Annotated in this window: 27 protein-coding genes; 12 read left to right on the top strand and 15 right to left on the bottom strand. The window is 69.3% G+C overall.

All coding sequences use genetic code 11. The annotated features are described in order from the left end of the window. Window positions 1-51: 51 nt before the first annotated feature. Window positions 52-552 carry a GNAT family N-acetyltransferase gene (locus tag C0481_RS00260; protein ID WP_293399257.1) on the bottom strand — a complete coding sequence of 167 codons (501 nt, stop codon included), beginning with the start codon at window positions 550-552 and terminating at the stop codon, window positions 52-54. Window positions 553-709: 157 nt separating this feature from the next. On the opposite strand from C0481_RS00260, the gene C0481_RS00255 reads away from it, so the two are divergent. Beyond that, on the top strand, window positions 710-1,363 hold the full coding sequence (locus C0481_RS00255) for a DsbA family protein (RefSeq protein ID WP_293399254.1): 654 nt from the start codon (window positions 710-712) through the stop codon (window positions 1,361-1,363). Here C0481_RS00255 and C0481_RS00250 read toward each other — a convergent pair. From C0481_RS00250 to C0481_RS00240, 3 genes are all read right to left on the bottom strand, one after another. After that, window positions 1,350-1,559, bottom strand: a complete 210-nt coding sequence (locus C0481_RS00250; RefSeq protein WP_293399251.1) for a dodecin — start codon at window positions 1,557-1,559, stop codon at window positions 1,350-1,352. The two genes, C0481_RS00255 and C0481_RS00250, sit on opposite strands and share 14 nt — an antisense overlap. Before the next feature lie 82 nt (window positions 1,560-1,641). Then, window positions 1,642-2,406, bottom strand: a complete 765-nt coding sequence (locus tag C0481_RS00245) for an outer membrane protein (protein WP_293399249.1) — start codon at window positions 2,404-2,406, stop codon at window positions 1,642-1,644. A gap of 267 nt (window positions 2,407-2,673) precedes the next feature. Continuing rightward, complete coding sequence (locus C0481_RS00240; RefSeq protein WP_293399246.1) at window positions 2,674-3,036, bottom strand: nuclear transport factor 2 family protein; 363 nt, start codon at window positions 3,034-3,036, stop codon at window positions 2,674-2,676. A 136-nt stretch (window positions 3,037-3,172) separates the two neighbouring features. Between C0481_RS00240 and C0481_RS00235 the strand changes: the two genes are divergently transcribed. Both C0481_RS00235 and C0481_RS00230 read left to right on the top strand, forming a co-directional pair. Further along, a complete protein-coding gene (locus C0481_RS00235) occupies window positions 3,173-3,892 on the top strand; it encodes a dienelactone hydrolase family protein (protein WP_293399243.1) in 720 nt (239 codons plus the stop codon). A 1-nt stretch (window position 3,893) separates the two neighbouring features. After that, window positions 3,894-4,256, top strand: coding sequence for an EthD domain-containing protein (locus C0481_RS00230; RefSeq protein ID WP_293399240.1), 363 nt, complete (start codon window positions 3,894-3,896; stop codon window positions 4,254-4,256). A gap of 240 nt (window positions 4,257-4,496) precedes the next feature. Here the strand turns inward: C0481_RS00230 and C0481_RS00225 are convergent, their stop codons facing one another. After that, window positions 4,497-4,937, bottom strand: coding sequence for a DUF983 domain-containing protein (locus C0481_RS00225; protein WP_293399236.1), 441 nt, complete (start codon window positions 4,935-4,937; stop codon window positions 4,497-4,499). A gap of 81 nt (window positions 4,938-5,018) precedes the next feature. Here C0481_RS00225 and C0481_RS00220 point away from each other — a divergent pair, with 81 nt between their 5' ends. Further along, on the top strand, window positions 5,019-6,392 hold the full coding sequence (locus tag C0481_RS00220; protein WP_293399234.1) for a PLP-dependent aminotransferase family protein: 1,374 nt from the start codon (window positions 5,019-5,021) through the stop codon (window positions 6,390-6,392). 3 nt (window positions 6,393-6,395) lie between these two features. On the opposite strand, the gene C0481_RS00215 is transcribed toward C0481_RS00220, so the two are convergent. Next, window positions 6,396-6,782: a hypothetical protein gene (locus C0481_RS00215; protein WP_293399232.1), complete on the bottom strand. Its 387-nt coding sequence runs from the start codon at window positions 6,780-6,782 to the stop codon at window positions 6,396-6,398. A gap of 167 nt (window positions 6,783-6,949) precedes the next feature. Between C0481_RS00215 and C0481_RS00210 the strand changes: the two genes are divergently transcribed. Both C0481_RS00210 and C0481_RS00205 read left to right on the top strand, forming a co-directional pair. Continuing rightward, entirely contained in the window at window positions 6,950-7,867 is a 918-nt protein-coding gene (locus tag C0481_RS00210; RefSeq protein WP_293399230.1) for an HAD family hydrolase, read from the top strand. Between the two features lie 32 nt (window positions 7,868-7,899). Then, the gene (locus C0481_RS00205) at window positions 7,900-8,157 is read left to right on the top strand and encodes a DUF3297 family protein (RefSeq protein WP_267233637.1); all 258 of its coding nucleotides are present in this window, start codon (window positions 7,900-7,902) and stop codon (window positions 8,155-8,157) included. A gap of 4 nt (window positions 8,158-8,161) precedes the next feature. On the opposite strand, the gene C0481_RS00200 is transcribed toward C0481_RS00205, so the two are convergent. Continuing rightward, a complete protein-coding gene (locus tag C0481_RS00200) occupies window positions 8,162-8,566 on the bottom strand; it encodes a VOC family protein (protein ID WP_293399223.1) in 405 nt (134 codons plus the stop codon). 62 nt (window positions 8,567-8,628) lie between these two features. Then, window positions 8,629-8,808 (bottom strand): hypothetical protein, encoded by a 180-nt coding sequence (locus C0481_RS00195; RefSeq protein ID WP_293399220.1) that lies wholly within the window; start codon window positions 8,806-8,808, stop codon window positions 8,629-8,631. 99 nt (window positions 8,809-8,907) lie between these two features. Here C0481_RS00195 and C0481_RS00190 point away from each other — a divergent pair, with 99 nt between their 5' ends. Then, the gene (locus C0481_RS00190) at window positions 8,908-9,837 is read left to right on the top strand and encodes a LysR substrate-binding domain-containing protein (RefSeq protein WP_293399218.1); all 930 of its coding nucleotides are present in this window, start codon (window positions 8,908-8,910) and stop codon (window positions 9,835-9,837) included. Here the strand turns inward: C0481_RS00190 and C0481_RS00185 are convergent. Next, a complete protein-coding gene (locus tag C0481_RS00185) occupies window positions 9,834-10,244 on the bottom strand; it encodes a hypothetical protein (protein WP_293399215.1) in 411 nt (136 codons plus the stop codon). The two genes, C0481_RS00190 and C0481_RS00185, sit on opposite strands and share 4 nt — an antisense overlap. 290 nt (window positions 10,245-10,534) lie before the next feature. On the opposite strand from C0481_RS00185, the gene C0481_RS00180 reads away from it, so the two are divergent. Next, window positions 10,535-10,753, top strand: coding sequence for a hypothetical protein (locus C0481_RS00180; protein ID WP_293399213.1), 219 nt, complete (start codon window positions 10,535-10,537; stop codon window positions 10,751-10,753). Between the two features lie 100 nt (window positions 10,754-10,853). Beyond that, complete coding sequence (locus C0481_RS00175) at window positions 10,854-11,285, top strand: hypothetical protein (protein WP_293399211.1); 432 nt, start codon at window positions 10,854-10,856, stop codon at window positions 11,283-11,285. Here C0481_RS00175 and C0481_RS00170 read toward each other — a convergent pair. Continuing rightward, the gene (locus C0481_RS00170) at window positions 11,282-11,668 is read right to left on the bottom strand and encodes a hypothetical protein (RefSeq protein WP_293399209.1); all 387 of its coding nucleotides are present in this window, start codon (window positions 11,666-11,668) and stop codon (window positions 11,282-11,284) included. The two genes, C0481_RS00175 and C0481_RS00170, sit on opposite strands and share 4 nt — an antisense overlap. Window positions 11,669-11,757: 89 nt before the next feature. Between C0481_RS00170 and C0481_RS00165 the strand changes: the two genes are divergently transcribed. Further along, window positions 11,758-12,072, top strand: a complete 315-nt coding sequence (locus C0481_RS00165) for a hypothetical protein (RefSeq protein WP_293399207.1) — start codon at window positions 11,758-11,760, stop codon at window positions 12,070-12,072. Between the two features lie 97 nt (window positions 12,073-12,169). After that, complete coding sequence (locus C0481_RS00160) at window positions 12,170-12,763, top strand: PEPxxWA-CTERM sorting domain-containing protein (protein ID WP_293399204.1); 594 nt, start codon at window positions 12,170-12,172, stop codon at window positions 12,761-12,763. Window positions 12,764-12,810: 47 nt separating this feature from the next. Here the strand turns inward: C0481_RS00160 and C0481_RS00155 are convergent, their stop codons facing one another. The 5 genes from C0481_RS00155 to C0481_RS00135 all read right to left on the bottom strand — a co-directional run bounded on the left by C0481_RS00155 (window position 12,811) and on the right by C0481_RS00135 (window position 16,266). Continuing rightward, entirely contained in the window at window positions 12,811-13,140 is a 330-nt protein-coding gene (locus C0481_RS00155; protein ID WP_293399202.1) for a hypothetical protein, read from the bottom strand. Window positions 13,141-13,167: 27 nt separating this feature from the next. Then, window positions 13,168-13,479 carry an antibiotic biosynthesis monooxygenase family protein gene (locus C0481_RS00150; protein ID WP_293399200.1) on the bottom strand — a complete coding sequence of 104 codons (312 nt, stop codon included), beginning with the start codon at window positions 13,477-13,479 and terminating at the stop codon, window positions 13,168-13,170. Further along, entirely contained in the window at window positions 13,476-14,717 is a 1,242-nt protein-coding gene (locus tag C0481_RS00145; protein ID WP_293399198.1) for an amidohydrolase family protein, read from the bottom strand. Before C0481_RS00145 ends, C0481_RS00150 begins: the two co-directional genes overlap by 4 nt. A gap of 10 nt (window positions 14,718-14,727) precedes the next feature. Further along, window positions 14,728-15,720 (bottom strand): AraC family transcriptional regulator, encoded by a 993-nt coding sequence (locus tag C0481_RS00140; RefSeq protein ID WP_293399196.1) that lies wholly within the window; start codon window positions 15,718-15,720, stop codon window positions 14,728-14,730. 90 nt (window positions 15,721-15,810) lie between these two features. Beyond that, window positions 15,811-16,266 carry a surface-adhesin E family protein gene (locus C0481_RS00135; protein WP_293399194.1) on the bottom strand — a complete coding sequence of 152 codons (456 nt, stop codon included), beginning with the start codon at window positions 16,264-16,266 and terminating at the stop codon, window positions 15,811-15,813. A 288-nt stretch (window positions 16,267-16,554) separates the two neighbouring features. On the opposite strand from C0481_RS00135, the gene C0481_RS00130 reads away from it, so the two are divergent. Next, a complete protein-coding gene (locus tag C0481_RS00130) occupies window positions 16,555-17,991 on the top strand; it encodes a porin (protein WP_293399191.1) in 1,437 nt (478 codons plus the stop codon). The last annotated feature ends 52 nt before the right edge of the window (window positions 17,992-18,043 follow it).

The following is an 18,043-nucleotide window of genomic DNA, read 5'->3' as shown; positions in this document are numbered from 1 at the left end:
GAGACTAGAGGGGGGCCGCCCGCATCGGCCCAGATGGGCGGTCCCCCTCGGTCACACTTCCCGACGCATGAACACGCGCGCGGTCTCGTCGAGGCCGCGCGCTTCGTGCTCGGCGCGGATCTCCAGCATTCCCGGCGTCAGCACGCCGACCTCCACAAAGCCCAGCCGGGCGTAGTACGGCGCGTTGAACGGCACGTCCTTGAAGGTCGAGAGCGTCAGCGCCGGCCAACCGCGCGCCCGCGCCAGCTCCGCCACCGCTTGCAGCAAGTCGGCGCCGATCCCGCGCCGCGCATGGCTGGGCAGCACGTCGATCTGCTCGACATAGGCGCAGCCCTCGACCTCCCGGAACATCACGAAGGCGACCGGCGCCTCCGCATCGGCGGCGACCAGCAGGCCGCCCGCCCCGATCCGCGCGCCCAGCGTTTCGGCGTCGGTCGGCTCGTCATCGGCCAACTCGGCCCGGTCGGTGCCGAGAAAGCGGCTCGCCGAGATACGTTCGATCTCGCGCACGCGGTCGATCTCGTCGGCGCGGGCGGGGCGGATATGGGTCATGTGGAGGCCTGGGCAGGAGGGATCGCCGCGCCGACCTGGCGCGGGTGACAGCGGGTTCGCAGAGAACGCGGCGTCAGGCCTTCAAGGATCGTGGTCTCCATCCGGCTCGCCCAGGCGGCCGCTGCGCATTACATAGGCCCAACAAGAGGAAGCCGCCATGCAGACGCCCCGCCTGATCTACTTCGCCGACCCGATGTGCTCGTGGTGCTACGGCTTCTCGCCGGTGATCGGCCAGATCCGCCGCACCTTCGGCCGGGCGCTGCCGATCCAGCTGGTCATGGGCGGCCTGCGCCCCGGCAACGACAAGCCGACCACCGAGCAGGCCAAGACCGAACTGAAGATCCACTGGGAGCACGTCCACGAGGCCACCGGCCTGCCGTTCGACGACGCGATCCTCGACCGGCCCGGCTTCCTCTACGACACCGATCCGGCCGCCCGCGCCATCGTCCGCGTCCGGCGCGAGGACGGCGAAAAGGCGCTGCTCTTCCTGGCCCGCCTGCACCACGCCTTCTACGCCGAGGGGCAGGACGTCACCCAGGCCGAGGTCCTGGCCGATCTGGCCGCCGACTATGGGGTCGATCGCCAGGCGTTCCTCGCCGACTTCGAAACCGACGACCTCAAGCACGAAACCTGGAACGACTACGCCACCGCCCAACGCGCCGGCGTCACCGGCTTCCCGACCCTGGTCGGCGGCCCAAACGAAGAAGGCCACTACGGCATCGTCAACCGCGGCTACCAGCCGGGGTCGGCGGTGCTCTCGGTCCTGCATCAATGGCTGGGCACCGAGCCGGACGCCGCTACTCCAGCGTAAAGCCGACCTTCAGCAGCACCTGGTAATGGGCGACCTTGCCGCTCTCCACATGGCCGCGCACCTGGATCACCTCGAACCAGCGGATATTGCGGACTGTGGCGCTGGCCTTGGTGATCGCCGTCTGGATGGCGTCATCGACGCTCTTGGCCGACGAACCGGCCAGTTCGAGGATCTTATAGACATTGTCGTCGGCCATGGCGGGCCTCCCTTGTCGTTACAGGGAGGAACGGCCGCGCCGGCGGGGAAGTTGCGGCCGGCCGTAAGCCGGCCGCCTGAGGTCAGAACTTGTAGTCCAGCCCGATCCTCAGCAGGTTGGCCCGCGCATCGCCCTCGGTGGTGAACGCCGCATAGCCGTTCGGCGTCACCCACGAGGCGCGCACGTCGCCGAAGTCGGTGTAGATCCACTCGCCGCGCGCCGACAGGTTGTCGGTGATCGCATAGGCGCCGCCCAGGCCTGCGGCCCAGCCGGTCTTGGTGTCCTTGTCGCTGAAGCTGCCGGTGTTGCCGAGCGCGCGATTGTCGACGTAGCTGGCCTTCACCTCGACCTTGGACACCGCCAGGCCGGCGGTGCCATAGATCATGTACGGCCCGCTCGCCCAGCCGATCCGCGGCCGCAGAGTCCAGACCCAGTCGGTGCTGACCTCCTGGCTCACCGCCGCGGTGATCGGCGGATTGAGCACCGACGGGAGGGTATAGGCGTTGGTGCGTGTCTGGCCGATGTCCATCCAGCCGACATCGGTCTCCAGGCCGAACACCCAGCTGCCGGTCTGGTAGTTCAGGCCGCCCTGAATGCCTCCGGTGAAACCCGTGTCGTTGTCGTCGTCGGAGATCGGCGCGTTGAGCACGGCGATGTCGCGCGGGTCGATCGGCGCAGCGCCGTTGCCCCGCTCGATCTTGGTCTTGATCGAAGTGTCGCCCCAGCTCGCGCCGAGGTTTCCGCCGACATAGAAGCCGGTCCAATCATAGTCCGACTGGGCCAACGCCGAGGCTGGCGCGAGCAGACTGGCGCAGCCGGCGGCCGCCAAAACAAGCTTGAGAGTCATCTTATCCCCTCTCGTTTTCGGGTTATGGCAATCACGCTCGGTCGATGGACCGCCACCGGCGAAGGGGCGCCGGGGCCCAGCTGGGCATCCTTGTGCATCAGCGTTCGGAAGCGTCGCCGGAACAGGCTCCGGCCGGGACATTTTGGCGCCGCGGCCAGTCGCCGCACAGATCGGGTCGATGCCCGATGGGGGCCTCAGGCCCAATGCAGACTGGCGCGACAGGCTCCAGCCCGCCGCGCCTGGGACGATGAAACGCCGATCTTCGGCTCAGCCGGGGACCTGGTCGAGGAAGCCCGTGACGCTCTTCAGCCGCCCGTCCTCGACGCGCACATAGTCGGTGCCCTTGATCGGCGCGTCGGCGACGCCGTCCGGTCCCAGGCCCCAGGAGAAGCGGACGTGTTCGCCATGGCCGTCCGGCTCGCCGATCAGGGCGAAGCGGAAGCCCGGGAAGCGCTCCTGCACCCCGGCGATCAGCGCATCGACCCCGGCATGGCCTTCGACGGCGGCCAGCGGATCGACGTAGACGGCGTCGCCGGTCCAGGTGTCGGCGATCATCGCCTGGCGGGCGGCGACGTCGGTCTCGTTCCAGGCGGCGATGTAGATTTCGGCGATGTCGGCGGCGGTGGTCATGGGTCAGCTCCTTGTTGACGCCCCGACCATGCCGGCGGCGCGAAGGCCGCGCGATTACCCGCCAGGTAACGTGGCGACCGCCTTGCGAAACCCGCCGCCCAGCGCCTAGCGTCGCGCCAAACGGGAGGAGCTAGGCATGGAAAGTCACATCCGCACGATCGAGTACCACCGTGACGACGCGCTGCACGACGGCGCGCTGGTTCTGCCCGACGGCGCCAAGGGGCCCTTGCCGGGCGTATTGGTGTTCCATGGCTGGGAAGGCCGCTCGGAGGGCCAGGACGCCTTCGCCCACCGCCTCGCCGGCCTCGGCTACGGGGCCTTCTGCGTCGACCTCTACGGCAAGGGAAAGCGCGGCTCGACCCCGGCCGAGTGCGAGGCGCTGATGACCCCGCTGGTTCAGGACCGCGCCGAGCTGCGCCAGCGGCTGCTGCACGTCGTTGAGGTGGTCGCCGCCCTGCCCGAGCTGCGCGCCGACCGGCTGGCCGCGATCGGCTTCTGCTTCGGCGGCCTCTGCGTGCTTGACCTGGCCCGCGCCGGCGCCGCGCTGAAGGGCGTGGCCAGCTTCCATGGCCTGTTCACCCCGCCGGGCCTGCCGACCGTTACGCCGATCCAGACAAAGATCGCCGCTTATCACGGCTGGGACGATCCGATGGTCCCGCCAGCCGACGTCGTCGCCCTGGGCCAGGAGCTGACCGCCGCCCAGGCCGACTGGCAGATCCACGCCTTCGGCGGCGCCAAGCACGCCTTCATGAACCCCGGCGCGAACATGCCCGACATGGGCATCGAGTATCATGAGGCCACCGCGCATCGGGCCTGGACCGCCATGGCCGGCTTCCTCGGCGAGGTGCTGGCCTGACATGCTCAAGCTCACCTTCGCCCTCGTCCGCCGCCCGGAACTGACCCGCGAGCAGTTCCAGGACTACTGGCTGAACACCCACGGCCCGCTGGTCGCCAGCGTCCGCGAGACCCTGCGGATCAGGCGCTACGTGCAGTTGCACAGTCTGCTGCCGGAGGCCTCAGCTCCCTTACGCGAAACCCGCGGCGGGCCCGAGGGTTTCGACGGCGTCGCCCAGCTCTGGTGGGACAGTTTCGAGGACATGGCCAGCGCCGAGCCACAGGCCGCCCGCGCGGCCGGCGCGCTGCTGCTGGAGGACGAAAAGCGCTTCATCGATCTTGCGCGCTCGCCGCTCTGGTGGGGTCACGAGCACGTCATCTTCTGAGAGCAGGCAAAGAAAAGGGCGCTCCCAACCGAAGCTGGAAGCGCCCTTTTAGCCTGTCCCCACAGGCGGACCTCGTCGCCGTCATCGGCGCCGCGTCGAAACGATGGCGCCTTTATGACGGACGGAATGAGTCCATCCAATTAACATTCTTGTCGCAGTTGTTCTGCAGACGGTACTGCCACCACAAAATGCGCGGGCGTGGCGCCGACAACACCCTACCACAGATAGAACTGCGCCGAATTACGCCGCGCGGTCGCGCGCCTTGCCGCGCAGCCCGAAGCCGCCCTCGCCGTGGCCGCCGAGGCTGGAGAACCGCGCCTCCTCGGCCTTGTGGAAGAACTGCGAGGCCACCAGCCAGGCCTTCACAGGCCGCAGCGTGCCCAGGCAGCCGATGATCAGGGCCGGGAACACCGTCACCATGTGGAACCAGATCGGCGGGTGATAGACCACCTCCACCCAGGTGAAGACGGCGATGACGATCATGCCGATGGCGGTCATCACGAAGAAGGCCGGGCCGTCGGCGGGGTCGGCGAACGAAAAGTCGAGCCCACAGGCTTCGCAACTGGGCGCCATCTTCAGGAAACCGCTGAACAGCTTGCCCTTGCCGCAGCGCGGGCAGCGGCAGGTCAGCCCCGAAATGATCGGCAGCGGCGGGTCATAGGTTTGGTTGGCGTCGGCCATGGCCAGGTCCCTACATACAATCGTTGCATTGATGCCTACAATTGAATATCAATGTATGGATTTCTGCGTGAGATAGCAAGCATGTCAGGCCCTGCGACCCTTTGGCTGCGGCGCGTCGAACGCGGCGGCGGCCCGATCTATCTGGCCATCCTGCGCGCGCTCGAGGCGGCGATCGCCGACGGCGAACTGCAGGCTGGCGAGCAGTTGCCGCCCCAGCGGGCCGTGGCCGCCGCGCTCGGCGTCGACTTCACCACCGTCACCCGCGCCTATGCCGCCGCCCGCGCCCGCGGGCTGGTCGAGGGCGCGGTCGGACGCGGCACCTTCGTCGCCGGCCGGGCGGCCGAGGACGAGGCCGGCCTCGTCGATCTGTCGATGAACCTGCCGCCGCCGCCCAAGGGCCTCAACCTCGGAAAACTCCTGAAGGAAACCGCCGGCGCGGTGCTCGACCGCACGGATCCGCAAGCGCTGATGGCCTATCACCCGCCAGGCGGCTCGCTGGCCCAACGCGCCGCCGGCGCGGCCTGGCTCGCGCCTTGCCTCGGCGAGGTCGCCCCCGACCGCGTGGTGGTCGCCCCCGGCGCCCAGGCGGCGCTCGCGGCGGCCATCGCCCTGCTGGCCCGCCGCGGCGATGCGATCATAGTCGAGCCGCTAACCTTTCCAGGGGTCCGATCAGTCGCCGCCCTGCTGGGCCTGCGCCTCGTCGCTTGCCCGGTCGACGACCAGGGTTTTGACCCTGCCGCCCTCGCCCAACTCTGCGCCGAGACCGCGGCGCGGGCGATCTACTGCATCCCGACCCAGCAGAACCCGACCGCCGTGACCATGAGCGAGGCCCGCCGTCGCGAGGTGGCGCAGGTCGCCCGCGCGGCCGCCGTACCGATCATCGAGGACGACGCCTATGGCCGGCTGCCGGCCGCCCCCCTGCCCGCCATCGCCGCCTTCGCGCCCGAGAACGTCTGGCATCTCGCCACCACCGCCAAGGCGCTGTCGCCGGGCCTGCGCATCGCCTATGTCGCCGCTCCCGACGCCAGCGCTGCCCAGCGCCTGGCCGAGGCCCTGCGCGCCACCACCCTGATGCCCGCCCCGCTCGGCGCGGCCATCGTCACCGCATGGATCCGCGAGGGTACCGCCGACAAGGTGCTGGCCGCCGTCCGCGCCGAAGCGGTCGAGCGCCAGGCCCTGGCCCGCCAGATCCTGCCCGCCGCCAAGGGCTCGCCTGAAGCCATTCACATCTGGCTGGACACCCCCGAGCACTGGCCCGGCGAGCGACTGCGCGATACCGCCCAGAGCCGCGGCCTGTCGCTGGTCACCGCCGACGCCTTCGCCGCCGCGCCGGGCGCCCGCGCCGGCCTGCGCATCTCGCTGGGCGGCCCCGCCAAGCAGACGGTCCTGGCCCAGGCCCTGCGCGGCGTCGCCGCCATCCTCGGCGGCGAACCCACAGGCCGGATGGTGGTGTAGGTCCTAGGTCGCCGGAAACGTCAGGTAGCCGCGCTCGACCATGCGCCGCATGGCCTCATAGGCCTCGGTCAGTTCCTCGTAGGCGCTGCGCAGCGCGCCGAGCCGCTCGGTTTCCTGCACGGTCAGCGGGCGCGGATTCTCGCTCAGCGCCAGCGCCTGCGCCACCCACTGGCTGCGCGCGACGGCCGCCGCCACCGCCAGCTTCTGGAACTTGGCGGCGTCGGCCTGGCCGAGCATCTGGCCGATCACCTCGCGATTGGAGGCGTAGGCCGTGTAGTCGATCTGCTCGATGTGCCCGCGCAGGCGCTTCTGGGCCTGCGGGTCGAGCGAGCCATCGGGCTCGAAATGGTCGTGGGACCGTCGCACGCTGGACGTCCGGGTCACCGACATGCCGACCTCCCAGGTCGCAAGACCCCCGTCGCGCGAGGGCCCGGCCATCCTGTCGGCGCGCAGCTTAAGGGGGCGTTGACGGGGCCTCCCTGACGCCGCGTTGCGGGGAAACCCCGATAGGCCGCCCGCGACGGGCACGCGAAGCTGGCGTTCGAACGGAGGACGCCGTGACTCAAGCCCTGCCATCCTGGACCGACGGAGCGGCCCGCCGCGCCATCATCGACTTCGTCGCCGCCGTGACCGACGCGGCCGGCCCCGACTACGTGCCCACCCCAGAGCGCATCGCGGTCTTCGACAACGACGGCACCCTCTGGTGCGAACAGCCTCTGCAGGTCCAGGTGCTGTTCGCCTTCGACCGCGCCGCGGCGATGGCCAAGGCCGACCCCTCGCTCGCCCAGCGCCAGCCGTTCAAGGCCTTCCTTGAACACGACCAGGCCGCCATTCACGAGCTCGGCAAGGAGGGGATCTTCGAGTTCGCCTTCGCCGTGCACGCCGGCATGAGCATCGAGGCGTTTCAGGACGAGGTGCGCCAGTGGCTGACGGCCGCGCGCCACCCCAAGCTCGATCGCCCCTACCCCCAGGTCGTCTACCAGCCGCAGCTCGAACTGCTAGCCTATCTGCGCGAGCACGGCTTCAAGACCTTCATCGTCTCCGGCGGCGGCGTCGATTTCATGCGCGCCTTCGCCGAGCAGGTGTACGGCATCCCGCCCGAGCAGGTGATCGGCTCCAGCGTGAAAACCGAGCTGCAGGAGTCCGGCGGCCATTTCAGCCTAATGAAGCTGGCGAAACTCGACACCTTCGACGACCGCGCGGTGAAGCCGGCCAACATCGGCCTGCACATCGGCCGCCGCCCGATCCTGGCGTTCGGCAACTCCGATGGCGACCAGGCGATGCTGCGCTACACCCTGGACGGGCCGGGTCGACGCATGGCCTTGCTCGTCCATCACGACGACAACGAGCGCGAGACCGCCTACGACCGCGACTTCAAACTCAGCCCGCTGACCGAGACCCTCGACCGGGCAGAGGAGTTCGGCATCCAGCTGGTCAGCGTCAAACGCGACTGGGCGAAGGTTTTCCCGGACTAGGCAATCTCGCCAAGGAAGGCTAATCGGGCGCGATGAGCGACACGCGCCCGACCACTCCGCCCGACCGGCTCTCCGTGAACCCGGCCAGCCCCTATCACGACGCCGAGGCGCTGGAGCGCGGCGTCGGCGTCCGCTTCAAGGGCGTCGAGAAGACCAATGTCGACGAATACTGCGTCAGCGAGGGCTGGGTGCGGCTCAGCGTCGGCAAGACCGTCGACCGCAAGGGCAACGCCATGACCGTCAAGCTGCAAGGCGAGGTCGAGCCCTACTTCCAGGACCTGGCCGAGTAAGATCTCACGTCAGGTCGGTGAACGGATTGTGGGCCACCTCCCAGAGGTGGCCGTCCGGATCGGCGAAATAGCCTGAATACCCGCCCCAGAAGACGTCACGCGGCGTCTTCACCGGCCTGGCGCCGACTGCGACTGCGTGCGCGAACACCGCGTCCACCTCGGCCTTCGAGCCGACGTTGTGCGCCAGGCAAAAGCCGCTGAACCCGGTTCCACCCGCCGGAACCATGGCGTCCTCCGCCAGCTTGTCACGCGGATAGATCGACAACCACGTCCCCTCCAAAGCGAGCATGGCGAAGTCTTCGCCCTCCTGGGGATTGTGAACCGGGAACCCCAAGCCGTCCCGGTAGAAGGCCAGCGACACGGCGAAGTCGCGCACGCCCAAGCCGATCAGGCTGATCTTGGCTTTCATGCTGGCGGTTCTCCTTCGGGACCGCCAGCATGTTCACTCTTTGTTCGCAAGCAGTCAACCGCCTAGTGCGGCCCCGACAGGCAGTGCAGGTCGCCCGGCACATAGCCGCCCCCCGCCGCCTTCCGCGCTCCGACCTGCCCATCACGCACGGCGCGCTTGCGCGCCGCCTGGCCAAAGATCTCCTGCAGCCAAAGGACCCAGCCGAAGGGAACGTCCTTATGGATTCTGTGCAGCTCTTCCATGGTTCTGATCCGCTCCAACCGCTTTTCCGTAAGGGGAAGATCGGCGGAACGATGATCGATGACAAACGCGTCCTCCTGCTCTATGCATTAGCACACCTTATGTCAGACATCCTCGCCTCCATCCCGCTCAGCGCCATTCGCGTATTCGAAGCCGCCGCCCGGCTTCGAAGCTTCACGCGCGCCGCGCAGGAGCTGGGGATCACCCAGGCGGCGGTCAGTTGGCAGGTGAAGGCCCTGGAGAAGCGGCTCGACCAGGCGCTGTTCCAACGCTTGCCGCGCGAGGTCGTGCTCACCACCGCCGGCGAGCGGCTGTCGCGCGCCGCCAGCGAGGCGGTCGGCGTCCTGCGCACGGCGCTGCAGGACATCACCGAGGTCGGCGAAGGCGTGCTCGCCATCACCTCATTGGCCACCGCCGCCAACCAGTGGCTGGCGCCGCGGATCGGCTCGTTCCAGCTCAAGCACCCGTCGATCGCGGTCCGCCTGGACACCTCGACACGCCTGGTCGATCTCGCGCACGAGAGCTTCGACGTCGCCCTGCGCTCAGGCGAAGGCGACTGGCCCGGCATCGAAAGCCATTACCTGTTCCCCCACATCCACGCCCCGCTCTGCACACCGGCCATGCGCGAGCGGTTGGGGGGCCTGACGCGCCCGGAAGACTTGCTCGACGCGCCGCTGATCGGCTCGCCGCAGGAATGGGCGATCTGGTTCGCGGCCGTCGGCGTCGGCGGCAGCGACGCCGCCGACCTCCGCACGCCGCGCATCATCGGCGACAGCCAGACCGTGGAGATCGCCTCAGCCCTCGGGGACCAAGGCGTCGCCCTCGCCTGCCCCTTCTTCTTCCAAGCCGACCTGGACGCCGGACGCCTGGTCATGCCGTTCAAGACCGTCGCCCACTATGGCGGCGCCTATTGGCTGGCCTATCGCGCCGACCGCGCCCGCGCGCCCAAGATCAGGGCCTTCCGCGAGTGGATCCTCGACTGCGCCGCGCAGGACCCGGTCCTGCGCGACTACCCGCGGCGCGAACTCTAGGACGCCACGCAGGTCGACAGGTTGACCGGCCCGGTGGCCACTCGCTTCCACTCGCCGCCGACCTTCTGGAACTCCGCCGTCGCCGAGGTCGGGCGGTATTCGGACCGCGCGCCGTCCCAGGCCTCCCAACCGATGGCCGCGCCGATCTTCGCCGTCATGCCGTGGGCCGCCTCGTCGGAGCTCACCTCGCGCAGACCCTTGCAAGCCACCTCGAACGCCCGGCACTGCTCGCCGTCAGGCTTGCCCTTGCACTGCGGGTCGTTGGCCTTCAGCTCGGCGTGCCAACTGCGGATGGCGACATCCAGGCCGGCGTTCGGGTCGCCGCCCTGCGCCCCCGCCGTCTTCTCGCCGCAGGCCGCCAGTCCCAGCGCCGCCGCCGCGAGGATCGCCATGGAAAATGCTTTCACCGTCTGCTCCGTCCAACACGCGCCCGAAAACGCCGAGCGCAAAGGCGGAACGCTTAACTGTGCGAACATGGCGAGCAGATGACGGGGAAATCACAATCGCCGCCGCAACCGTCACCGTGGACGCGCGACGCCCAATCAGCAGTCACTGCGCGCTTCTGAGCATCGCAGTCGCGATAAACTTTCATGACAGAGTTGAATTGACTGGATTGCCGCGCCGGCATCTCGCACAACCCCGCGTGAGGGACGGAATCTTGATGATTACCCGGTGACGGGACAGCAAGGGTTCTGAGATGAAGGTTCTGGCAACGACCGTCTTTATCGTCGCGATCGCCTCGGCCCCGGCCGCCGAGACGCCGACGTTCGCCAACCGCAGCCCCTCGGCCGAGCCGCATGCCGGCGCGATGGTGTGGCTGCTCACCGGCCCGGATTTCACCGTCGTCACGCCGCGCGGCGATCCCTGGAGCGCCCACGCCCTGCCCCATCCAGCGGAGACCGCGCCTCGGTCTTAAGGCCGCGCTGGCCCATTCAGCCCGCGTTCAGCGTGATTTTGCGATTCTGTCGCCTGAACCTGGCCTCCCCATCTCGGAGCGAGGCCGGAAGGAGGCGAGCATGAAAAAGCTCCTGACAGCGACCATCGCGGCGGTCATGGCGGCCGGCGCCGTCGTCTCGAGCGCCGGTTCGGCCCAGGCCGAGTCCTATCGCTACCATCGCGGCCACGACAACAACGACGCGGCGGCGGCGGCCATCGTCGGCGGCGTGCTAGGCCTGGCCCTCGGCGCCGCCATCGCCGGGTCCAACAACAACCGCGGCTATTACAACAACGGCTACAACAACGGCTATTACAGCAACGGCTACGCTGGCGGCTCGTATGGCGGCGGCTCGTACGGCTCGCGCTACTACGACAACGGCTACAACGGCGGCTACGCCCAGCCCTACGCCTATGGCTACGGCTACGCCCCGCGCAGCTGCGTCAGCCGCGAGCGGGTCTATGATCCGTACATCGGCCGTCGGGTGATCATTGAGCGGCGCTACGCCTGCTAACGGCCGCCGCGGCGCCCCGAAGCGCCGCGGGCGACCAGCACGGCCGCCAGGCCGGCGGCGCCCAGGCCCAGCGCCAGGCCGATCGAGCGGCGCCGGCGCGGCGCGACGGTGATGCGGTGTATGTGCGGGCCTTCCACCGCCCACCAGGCGCCAGAGGCCTTGTCGAACCCGTGCCGGGCGAACCGCCCCGTCCACTCACGGGCCAGATCGGCGGCCTCGGAAGCAGATCGCCCTGTCGCGATGAAACCGCTATCAGGGGTCGTGCGTTTGGGGTCGTCGTCCAGGCGCCAGGTCTCGCGCAGCACATTGAACACGCGGCCAAGTGGCGCATGTGTGGAGATGGTGGGGCGACGGCGCAGAAAGCGCTCGATAGACTCCGCCATGCGCCGGTTCGGCTCCTGTTCGTGGATCGGTGATTCACCGGTTCGATAGTTCTGGAAATTGGCGCCTGTTGGGCGCTTGGATAGTGTTGATGCGTGAATTTGTTGAACTCCGGGGCGCTTCGGGCGCCGCCTACCGCTTCCGGGCCTGGCCGGAGAGCGATCATCACACGCCGACGGCGGGCAACTTCGCCGTGCTGGCGCTTGAAGGTCCGGAGGTGACCATCGTCGGGCTCGGCGTCTGCAGCGACCTGTCGCGCGCCAAGCAACTGGCCCAGGCGATCCTGGCGGACGCTCAGGGCCAGCTGTTCACTCGCCTCAACGTCTCGCGCGCCGTGCGCGACGCCGAACACGAAGACTTGGCCGCCGCCCAGCCGGCCGCCAAGACCCTGCATCAGGAAAGCTGAGGCGTCGCCTCCGCACACCCGCATTAGGCGAACGCCGTTTTAGTTCTCGCCCTAGCATGGTAGCGGCAGCGTTCACCATGCTCGGGAGGGGCTGCACGTGCGATTCGAGATTTTGAGAAATGCGGCCGCAGGCCTCGCCATGGCGCTCGCCCTGGCCCCAGGCGCCGCCGACGCAGCCACCAATTTGGTGGTCAATGGCGGCTTCGAGGCCGGCGACTATTCCGGCTGGACGACGAACGCCGTCTCCTACCCTCAGACGATCGTCAGCCATACCGTCCAGGAGGGAACGTACTCCGCTCAGATGGAGGGCTACTCCTTCGGCCCGAACACCCTCTCGCAGGTCCTCGCGACGGCGTCCGGACAGTCCTACGCCCTGAGCTTCTGGTACAACGCCCAAGGCAATTCGGCCAACGGGTTCAACGTGACCTGGAACGGCGTGAGCATCTTCTCCGTGACCGATCAGGTCACGACCGGATTCCAGCAGATCTCCGCCGTCGTCATGGGCTCGGGCTCGGATGCGCTCGTGTTCACCGCGTACAACGACAGGTACAACACCTTCGTCGACAACGTGTCGGTCTCGACCCCGCTGTCCCCGGTGCCGGAACCGGCGACCTGGGCGATGATGATCGTCGGCTTCGGGGCGGCGGGCGCGATGATCCGCACCTCTCGCCGCCGCAGCGTGGTCGCCTGACCCGACATCTCTGACGACACGCCCTCGCCTAGGCGGGGGCGTGTGGTTCAGCCGCCGGTCTCGTCCACGACGATCGTCACAGTCTTGCCGCGCGACAGCGGCTCCCAGCCGGCGGCGACGGCCGAGGCGATGGCCGTCGCCACGAGCGGCCGCGCGATCTGCGAGGCCTGCAGCTGCGGTGCGCCGAACCGGGGCTGCGGCCCCGGCGGAAACTCCAGCACCGCCTCGCGCTTGCCTTCCTGGTGACGCACGGCGATCGCCATGCCGCGCCACTTCGCAGTGTCGCTGGACCATTGCGGCCGCCGGTGGAGCCACCAGACATAGGGCTCCCCGTCGACCTCGATCTCGAATTCGTCGCTTTGTTTGGTCTTCGCCATGCAGGGGAGTTAACCCGGCAAGCGCCTCTACGCCACCACCGCATAGGCCGCGCCGGGCCTCGGATCGACCAAGGTCTCCAGCAGCGCCTGGCGCTGCGCCGCGGTGACGCCCTCCAGCGAACGCGCCTGCCAGGCGGCGTAGGCGAGCGCATCGGCCCAGCGGCCGATCACCAGGTATTCGCTCGGATTTTCCAGGCCGCGCGCCAGCTCGGCCTCGACGAACCCTTCGATCGCCCGCGGCCGGGTCAGCATCCCGCAGGCGGCGAAAGCGGCCTCGAACTCGGCCTCGCGCCCCGGCTTGACGGTGAAGCGGATCACGCTGCGCACCGCCCCGTTCACAGCGCGTTCTTGGCCGGCACGCCGCCGCGCATGATCAGGTCGATGCGCTCGCCCTGCCCGCACAGCACGTTGAGATCGGCCAACGGGTCGCCGTCGACCAGCAGCAGGTCGGCGAACGCTCCGGGCGCCAGCTCGCCCAGCTGGCCCTGGCGCTGCAGCAGCTCGGCGTTGACCAGGGTCGCCGAGCGCAGCACGTCGGCGTTGCTCTGCACCTGGGCGCGCAGCAGCAGCTCCTTGGACTGGGCCGGATGGGTCTCGCCCAGCAGGTCGGTGCCGAACCCGACCTTCACCCCGGCCTCCAGCGCGATCTCCACCGCCCCGACCCCGGCGTGCAGCACCTCGCCCAGTTTGCGCAGGCTCTCGCTCGGGAAGCGCAGCTGCTTGCCGGTTTCGGCGATCTGGTCGTAGGTCACCAGGGTCGGCACCAGGTAGCAGCCGGCCTGGGCCATCGCCCGCGCTGAGGCCGCGTCGATCAGGTTGCCGTGCTCGATCGAGCGCACGCCGGCTCGCACCGCCCGCTCGATCGCCTCGGGAATGTAGGCGTGAGCGAAGGCGTAGGTGCGACGCGCCCGCGCCTCCTCGACCGCCGCGCGGATTTCCTCCTCGGTGTACTGCACCATGTCGATGGGATCGGAGGGCGTCGCCACCCCGCCGCCGGCCATCACCTTGATCTGGTGCGCTCCGGACTTCAGCTCTTCGCGCGCAGCCTTGCGCACGGCGTCGGGGCCGTCGGCCACGTGGCTGAAGTAGGACGAACGGATCGAGCAGGCGCAGAGCTGCGGGCTCTCCTGCGGCAGGTCGCTGTCGCCGTGCCCGCCGGTCTGGCTCAGCACCCGGCCCGAGCGGAACACCCGCGGCCCCTTCACCAGCCCGCGATCCAGCGCATTGGCGATGCCCGGATCCAGCCCGCCGGCGTCGCGCACCGTGGTGAAGCCGCGCGCCAGCATGCCTTCCAGGATGTACTTGGTCTCGATCGCCCGCCACGAGGTCTGCCGCCGGGCCAGGGCCGCGAAGTCCATGGTGGTCAGGGCCGCGTGCACGTGGGCGTCAATCAGCCCCGGCATCAGGGTGCGGCCGCCGGCGTCGATCACCGTCACGCCGTCGCCGGCGGCGATCTCGCGCCCGCCCTCGGCCACCTCGACGATCTTGTCGCCCTCGGTGCGCAGCGAAGCGCCGCCCCGCAGCACCCCGGCCTCGAGGTCGAGCAGCCGCGCGTTGACGATCACAAAGCCAGCCATGCCAGGTCCTTTACTCAAGAGGCCCGGCGGACGGCGCCGCCGAGGGGGAAAATCCGAAGTGGTCGGTGAAGGCGCGGCTGAAGCTCGATCGGCTCGCATAGCCGACCGCCTGGGCGACCTCGCCGAGCCGCATAGTTCCATCCAGGATCAGCCGCCGGGCCCAGTCCATGCGTTGGCGCTTGGAATAGTCGTGCGGCGTGCAGCCGAACACCTGCCGGAACCCGGCCGACAGCCGGTTGCGGTTCAGGCCGATGCGCGCGGCCAGCGCGTCCACCGAGGGCGGCGCGGCCAGTTCGCGCATGTAGATCATCGCCGCGGTCTCGATCAGCACCTGCTCGCGCGGCGACAGCTCGGCCTGTCCGGCCGCGCCCGCCGCCGGCGCAGGCGCCCCTCCCAGCGAGGCGGTCAGTTCGCAGACCAGCTCGGTCATCTTGGTGGCCAGGTAGGTCTGGCGCAGCTTGCCGGAGAAGCCGCTGGCGAACACCTCGTCGAGCGCCAGCCACAGCCGCGGCGGCAGCGGCAGGCTCATGCAGAACGGCTGACTGGTCTCGCCGCGGAAGAACGCGGCCAGCGGCTCCGGCAGCGCCTCGATCTCCAATCCGAACTTATCGACCAGCAGATCGGGCGCCACCCAGGCGCCGATGTACTTGACGTCCAACCCCGCGCCGTAGCGGCGTACCTGCCGCGTCTCCTTGGGAAAGGTGGTCAGGCAGACCCGCGCGCCGGCGTGCAGGTAGCGGCCGTGCCCGGCCAGGGTCTGGCGCACCGATCCGGCCTGTACGAACTGCAGCCCGATGGAATTGCGCACCACCGTGTGATCGGTGGCCGGGGCCGCAGTCCGCCAGGCGTTGAGCGAGCAGAACAGCCCCTCCTCGACCGGCAGAAACTCCAGCGTCTCGACGTGGGCGACGCGCTCGGGCGGATAGAGTTGACGCAGGATCTCCAGGCCCGACTGGCGCTGGGCCATGGCCGTCAGCTCGGCTTGGTCGATCCAGGTGGTCATCGCGCCACCGTGGCCAGCCGGGCGCGGGCGCGCAAGCGCGCGATGACCGCGCGTGCGGATCGGTCATCGCTGCGTGCAGGAATGTGAAGCCTAGCGGGCGCCCAGGGCGTCGCGGACGACGGTCTGGAAGTCGAACACCGACATCTGCTGGCCGGCGATGCGCTGCGGCCTGCCGATGCAGACCTGCTGCATGAGGTCGTAGCGCTCGTCTCCGGCCGCCACGTCCTGCCATTCGCCCGGCGTCTCAACCGCGCGCAGGGTCTGGCCGTCCGGCGAGACGAAGCGACGGGACAGGTCCCGGGTGCGGCGCATGGCGCACGAAAACTCGCGGTAGGTCGCCACCATGCTCGCCCCGTCCATCGGGTGGGCGACGATCTGATAGACCCAGGCCTGCGCGATCGCCCCTTCGCGCCGGACGCTGCCGACGTCGTAGACCAGCGCGCTCTGTCCCTTCTTGAAGCTGACGGCTTCGAACGGCGCGGCCTGCGCGCCACTGGCCAACAGCGCCAAACCGAGTGCGGCGACCGCCGCCTTGCAATAGCTCATCCCACAGCCCTCCGAGCGAGCGTGGCCCACGTGCGCCCCGGCAGGACCGTTCGCGACTGGGACAGTTAACGTTCCACACCACCGGCTGGTTCAGGATCGGCGCCACTCATCGCCATCCCGAATCCGGCCCAGCTCGCCTGCCTCCGCACGGTGGGGGACCGGTGTTCGCCCTGCCGGCCAGCCGTGAACGCTGGAGGTTATTCGCGCACCCCCTTCAGGTATTCACCCTATGTCGCGCCCGCTCGGGTTCCTCGACGCTCGCCCTCCACCAGTCGGAGAGCGGCGATCGTGTACGCCATTGCCACGACGAGCGCCGCGCTCGCAGCGGTGGTAGCGGGCGAACAGGCTTCGGCGGCCCCCGCGGCGGCGGCGGCCGGGCCCCTCCAACCGGCGGCCGACGCGCAGACCACCGACAGCGGCGGCTTCTCGCTGGGCTCCTTACTCGACCTCGATTTCCAGCTCGGGCCTTGGACCTTCCACGGCTATCTGCAGTATGACGGCGCGATCTACGATCAGGCCGCCGAAGGCCCGCCGGAAAGCGACTTCCGACGCGGCGGCGTGCATCTCGGCGACCCGCTGGGCGCGCGCAACCTCAACGACGGCTCCTACCTGCGGCGCGCGCGCCTGGGCTGGGAGGGATCGCACGGCGAACACTTCGCCTATCGCGCCATGTTCGAGTTCGGCGACGCCGACGAGGCCGGCGAAGCGCGCATCGCCGAGGTCTGGGCCAGCTACCTTCGCAAGCCCTACTCGATCCGCGTCGGGGCCTTCTCGCCACCGACCAACATGGAGGGCGCGACCAGCTCGGACAGCAACCTGTTCCTCGAACGGGCGACCGCCGCGGACCTCGCCCGCTCGCTCGGCGGCGGCGACGGCCGCGTCGGCGTAACGATGAGGCGCGTCGTGCCCGGCTCGATGATCGCGCTCAGCCTGACCGGGCCCCAGCTCGACGCCGACGAGGACTACGCGCCGCGGGCGGCGATCCTTGGCCGCTACACCCGGGCGTTCAAAGCGCAGAACGACTATCGCTTCCACGTCGGCGTCAACGGGACGTTCGTCCTGGCGCCCGCCAGCGAGCAGGACGCCGGCCGGCCCGAACGCTTCCCGGTCCGCTTTCTCAACACGCCGGAGATCGACGTCGACGACACACCGCTGATCGACACCGGCGAGATCAACGCCGACCGGGCCCAGGTCGTCGGACTCGAGTTCGCCGCCCAGCGCCGGAACTTCTACCTCCAGGCCGAGGGCTTCCTGTTCGGCGTCGACCGCCACGGCCCGGGAGGCGATCCCCGCTTCGGCGGCTACTACGTGCAGGGCAGCTGGATCCTCACCGGCGAGACCCGGCGCTTCGACCAAACACTCGCCGCCTTCGCCATTCCCAAGCCGCTCGCCCCAATCGGCAGCGGCGGCTGGGGCGCCTTGGAGCTGGCGTTTCGCTACAGCGTCATGGACCTCAACGACCACGAGGGCGCGGCCGGCCAGCCCACGCCCGCCGGCGGCGTGCGCGGCGGCCGCCAGCAGATCCTCGGGGCGGCGCTGCTCTGGTACCCCCGGCCTCGGGTCCGGCTGATGGCCAACTATCTCCACGTCGACGTCGATCGACTGAATCCCGCCGGCCTTGCCGATCCCGAGCCCTTCGGCCCGCCGCCGGCGACGCCTCCGGTCGGCGTGCAGATCGGCCAGACCTTCAACATTCTGGCCATCCGCGTTCGGTACTCGTTCTAGACGCCTGAAGCTGCGCCCTCTCCCCAGCCCAGGCACAGCTTTCTCCGTGATC

This window comes from Phenylobacterium sp. (assembly GCF_013822795.1).
Taxonomy (GTDB): domain Bacteria; phylum Pseudomonadota; class Alphaproteobacteria; order Caulobacterales; family Caulobacteraceae; genus Phenylobacterium.
The sequence above is the reverse complement of the archived record's forward strand: the minus strand, read 5'-3'. Positions and strand labels throughout refer to the sequence as shown.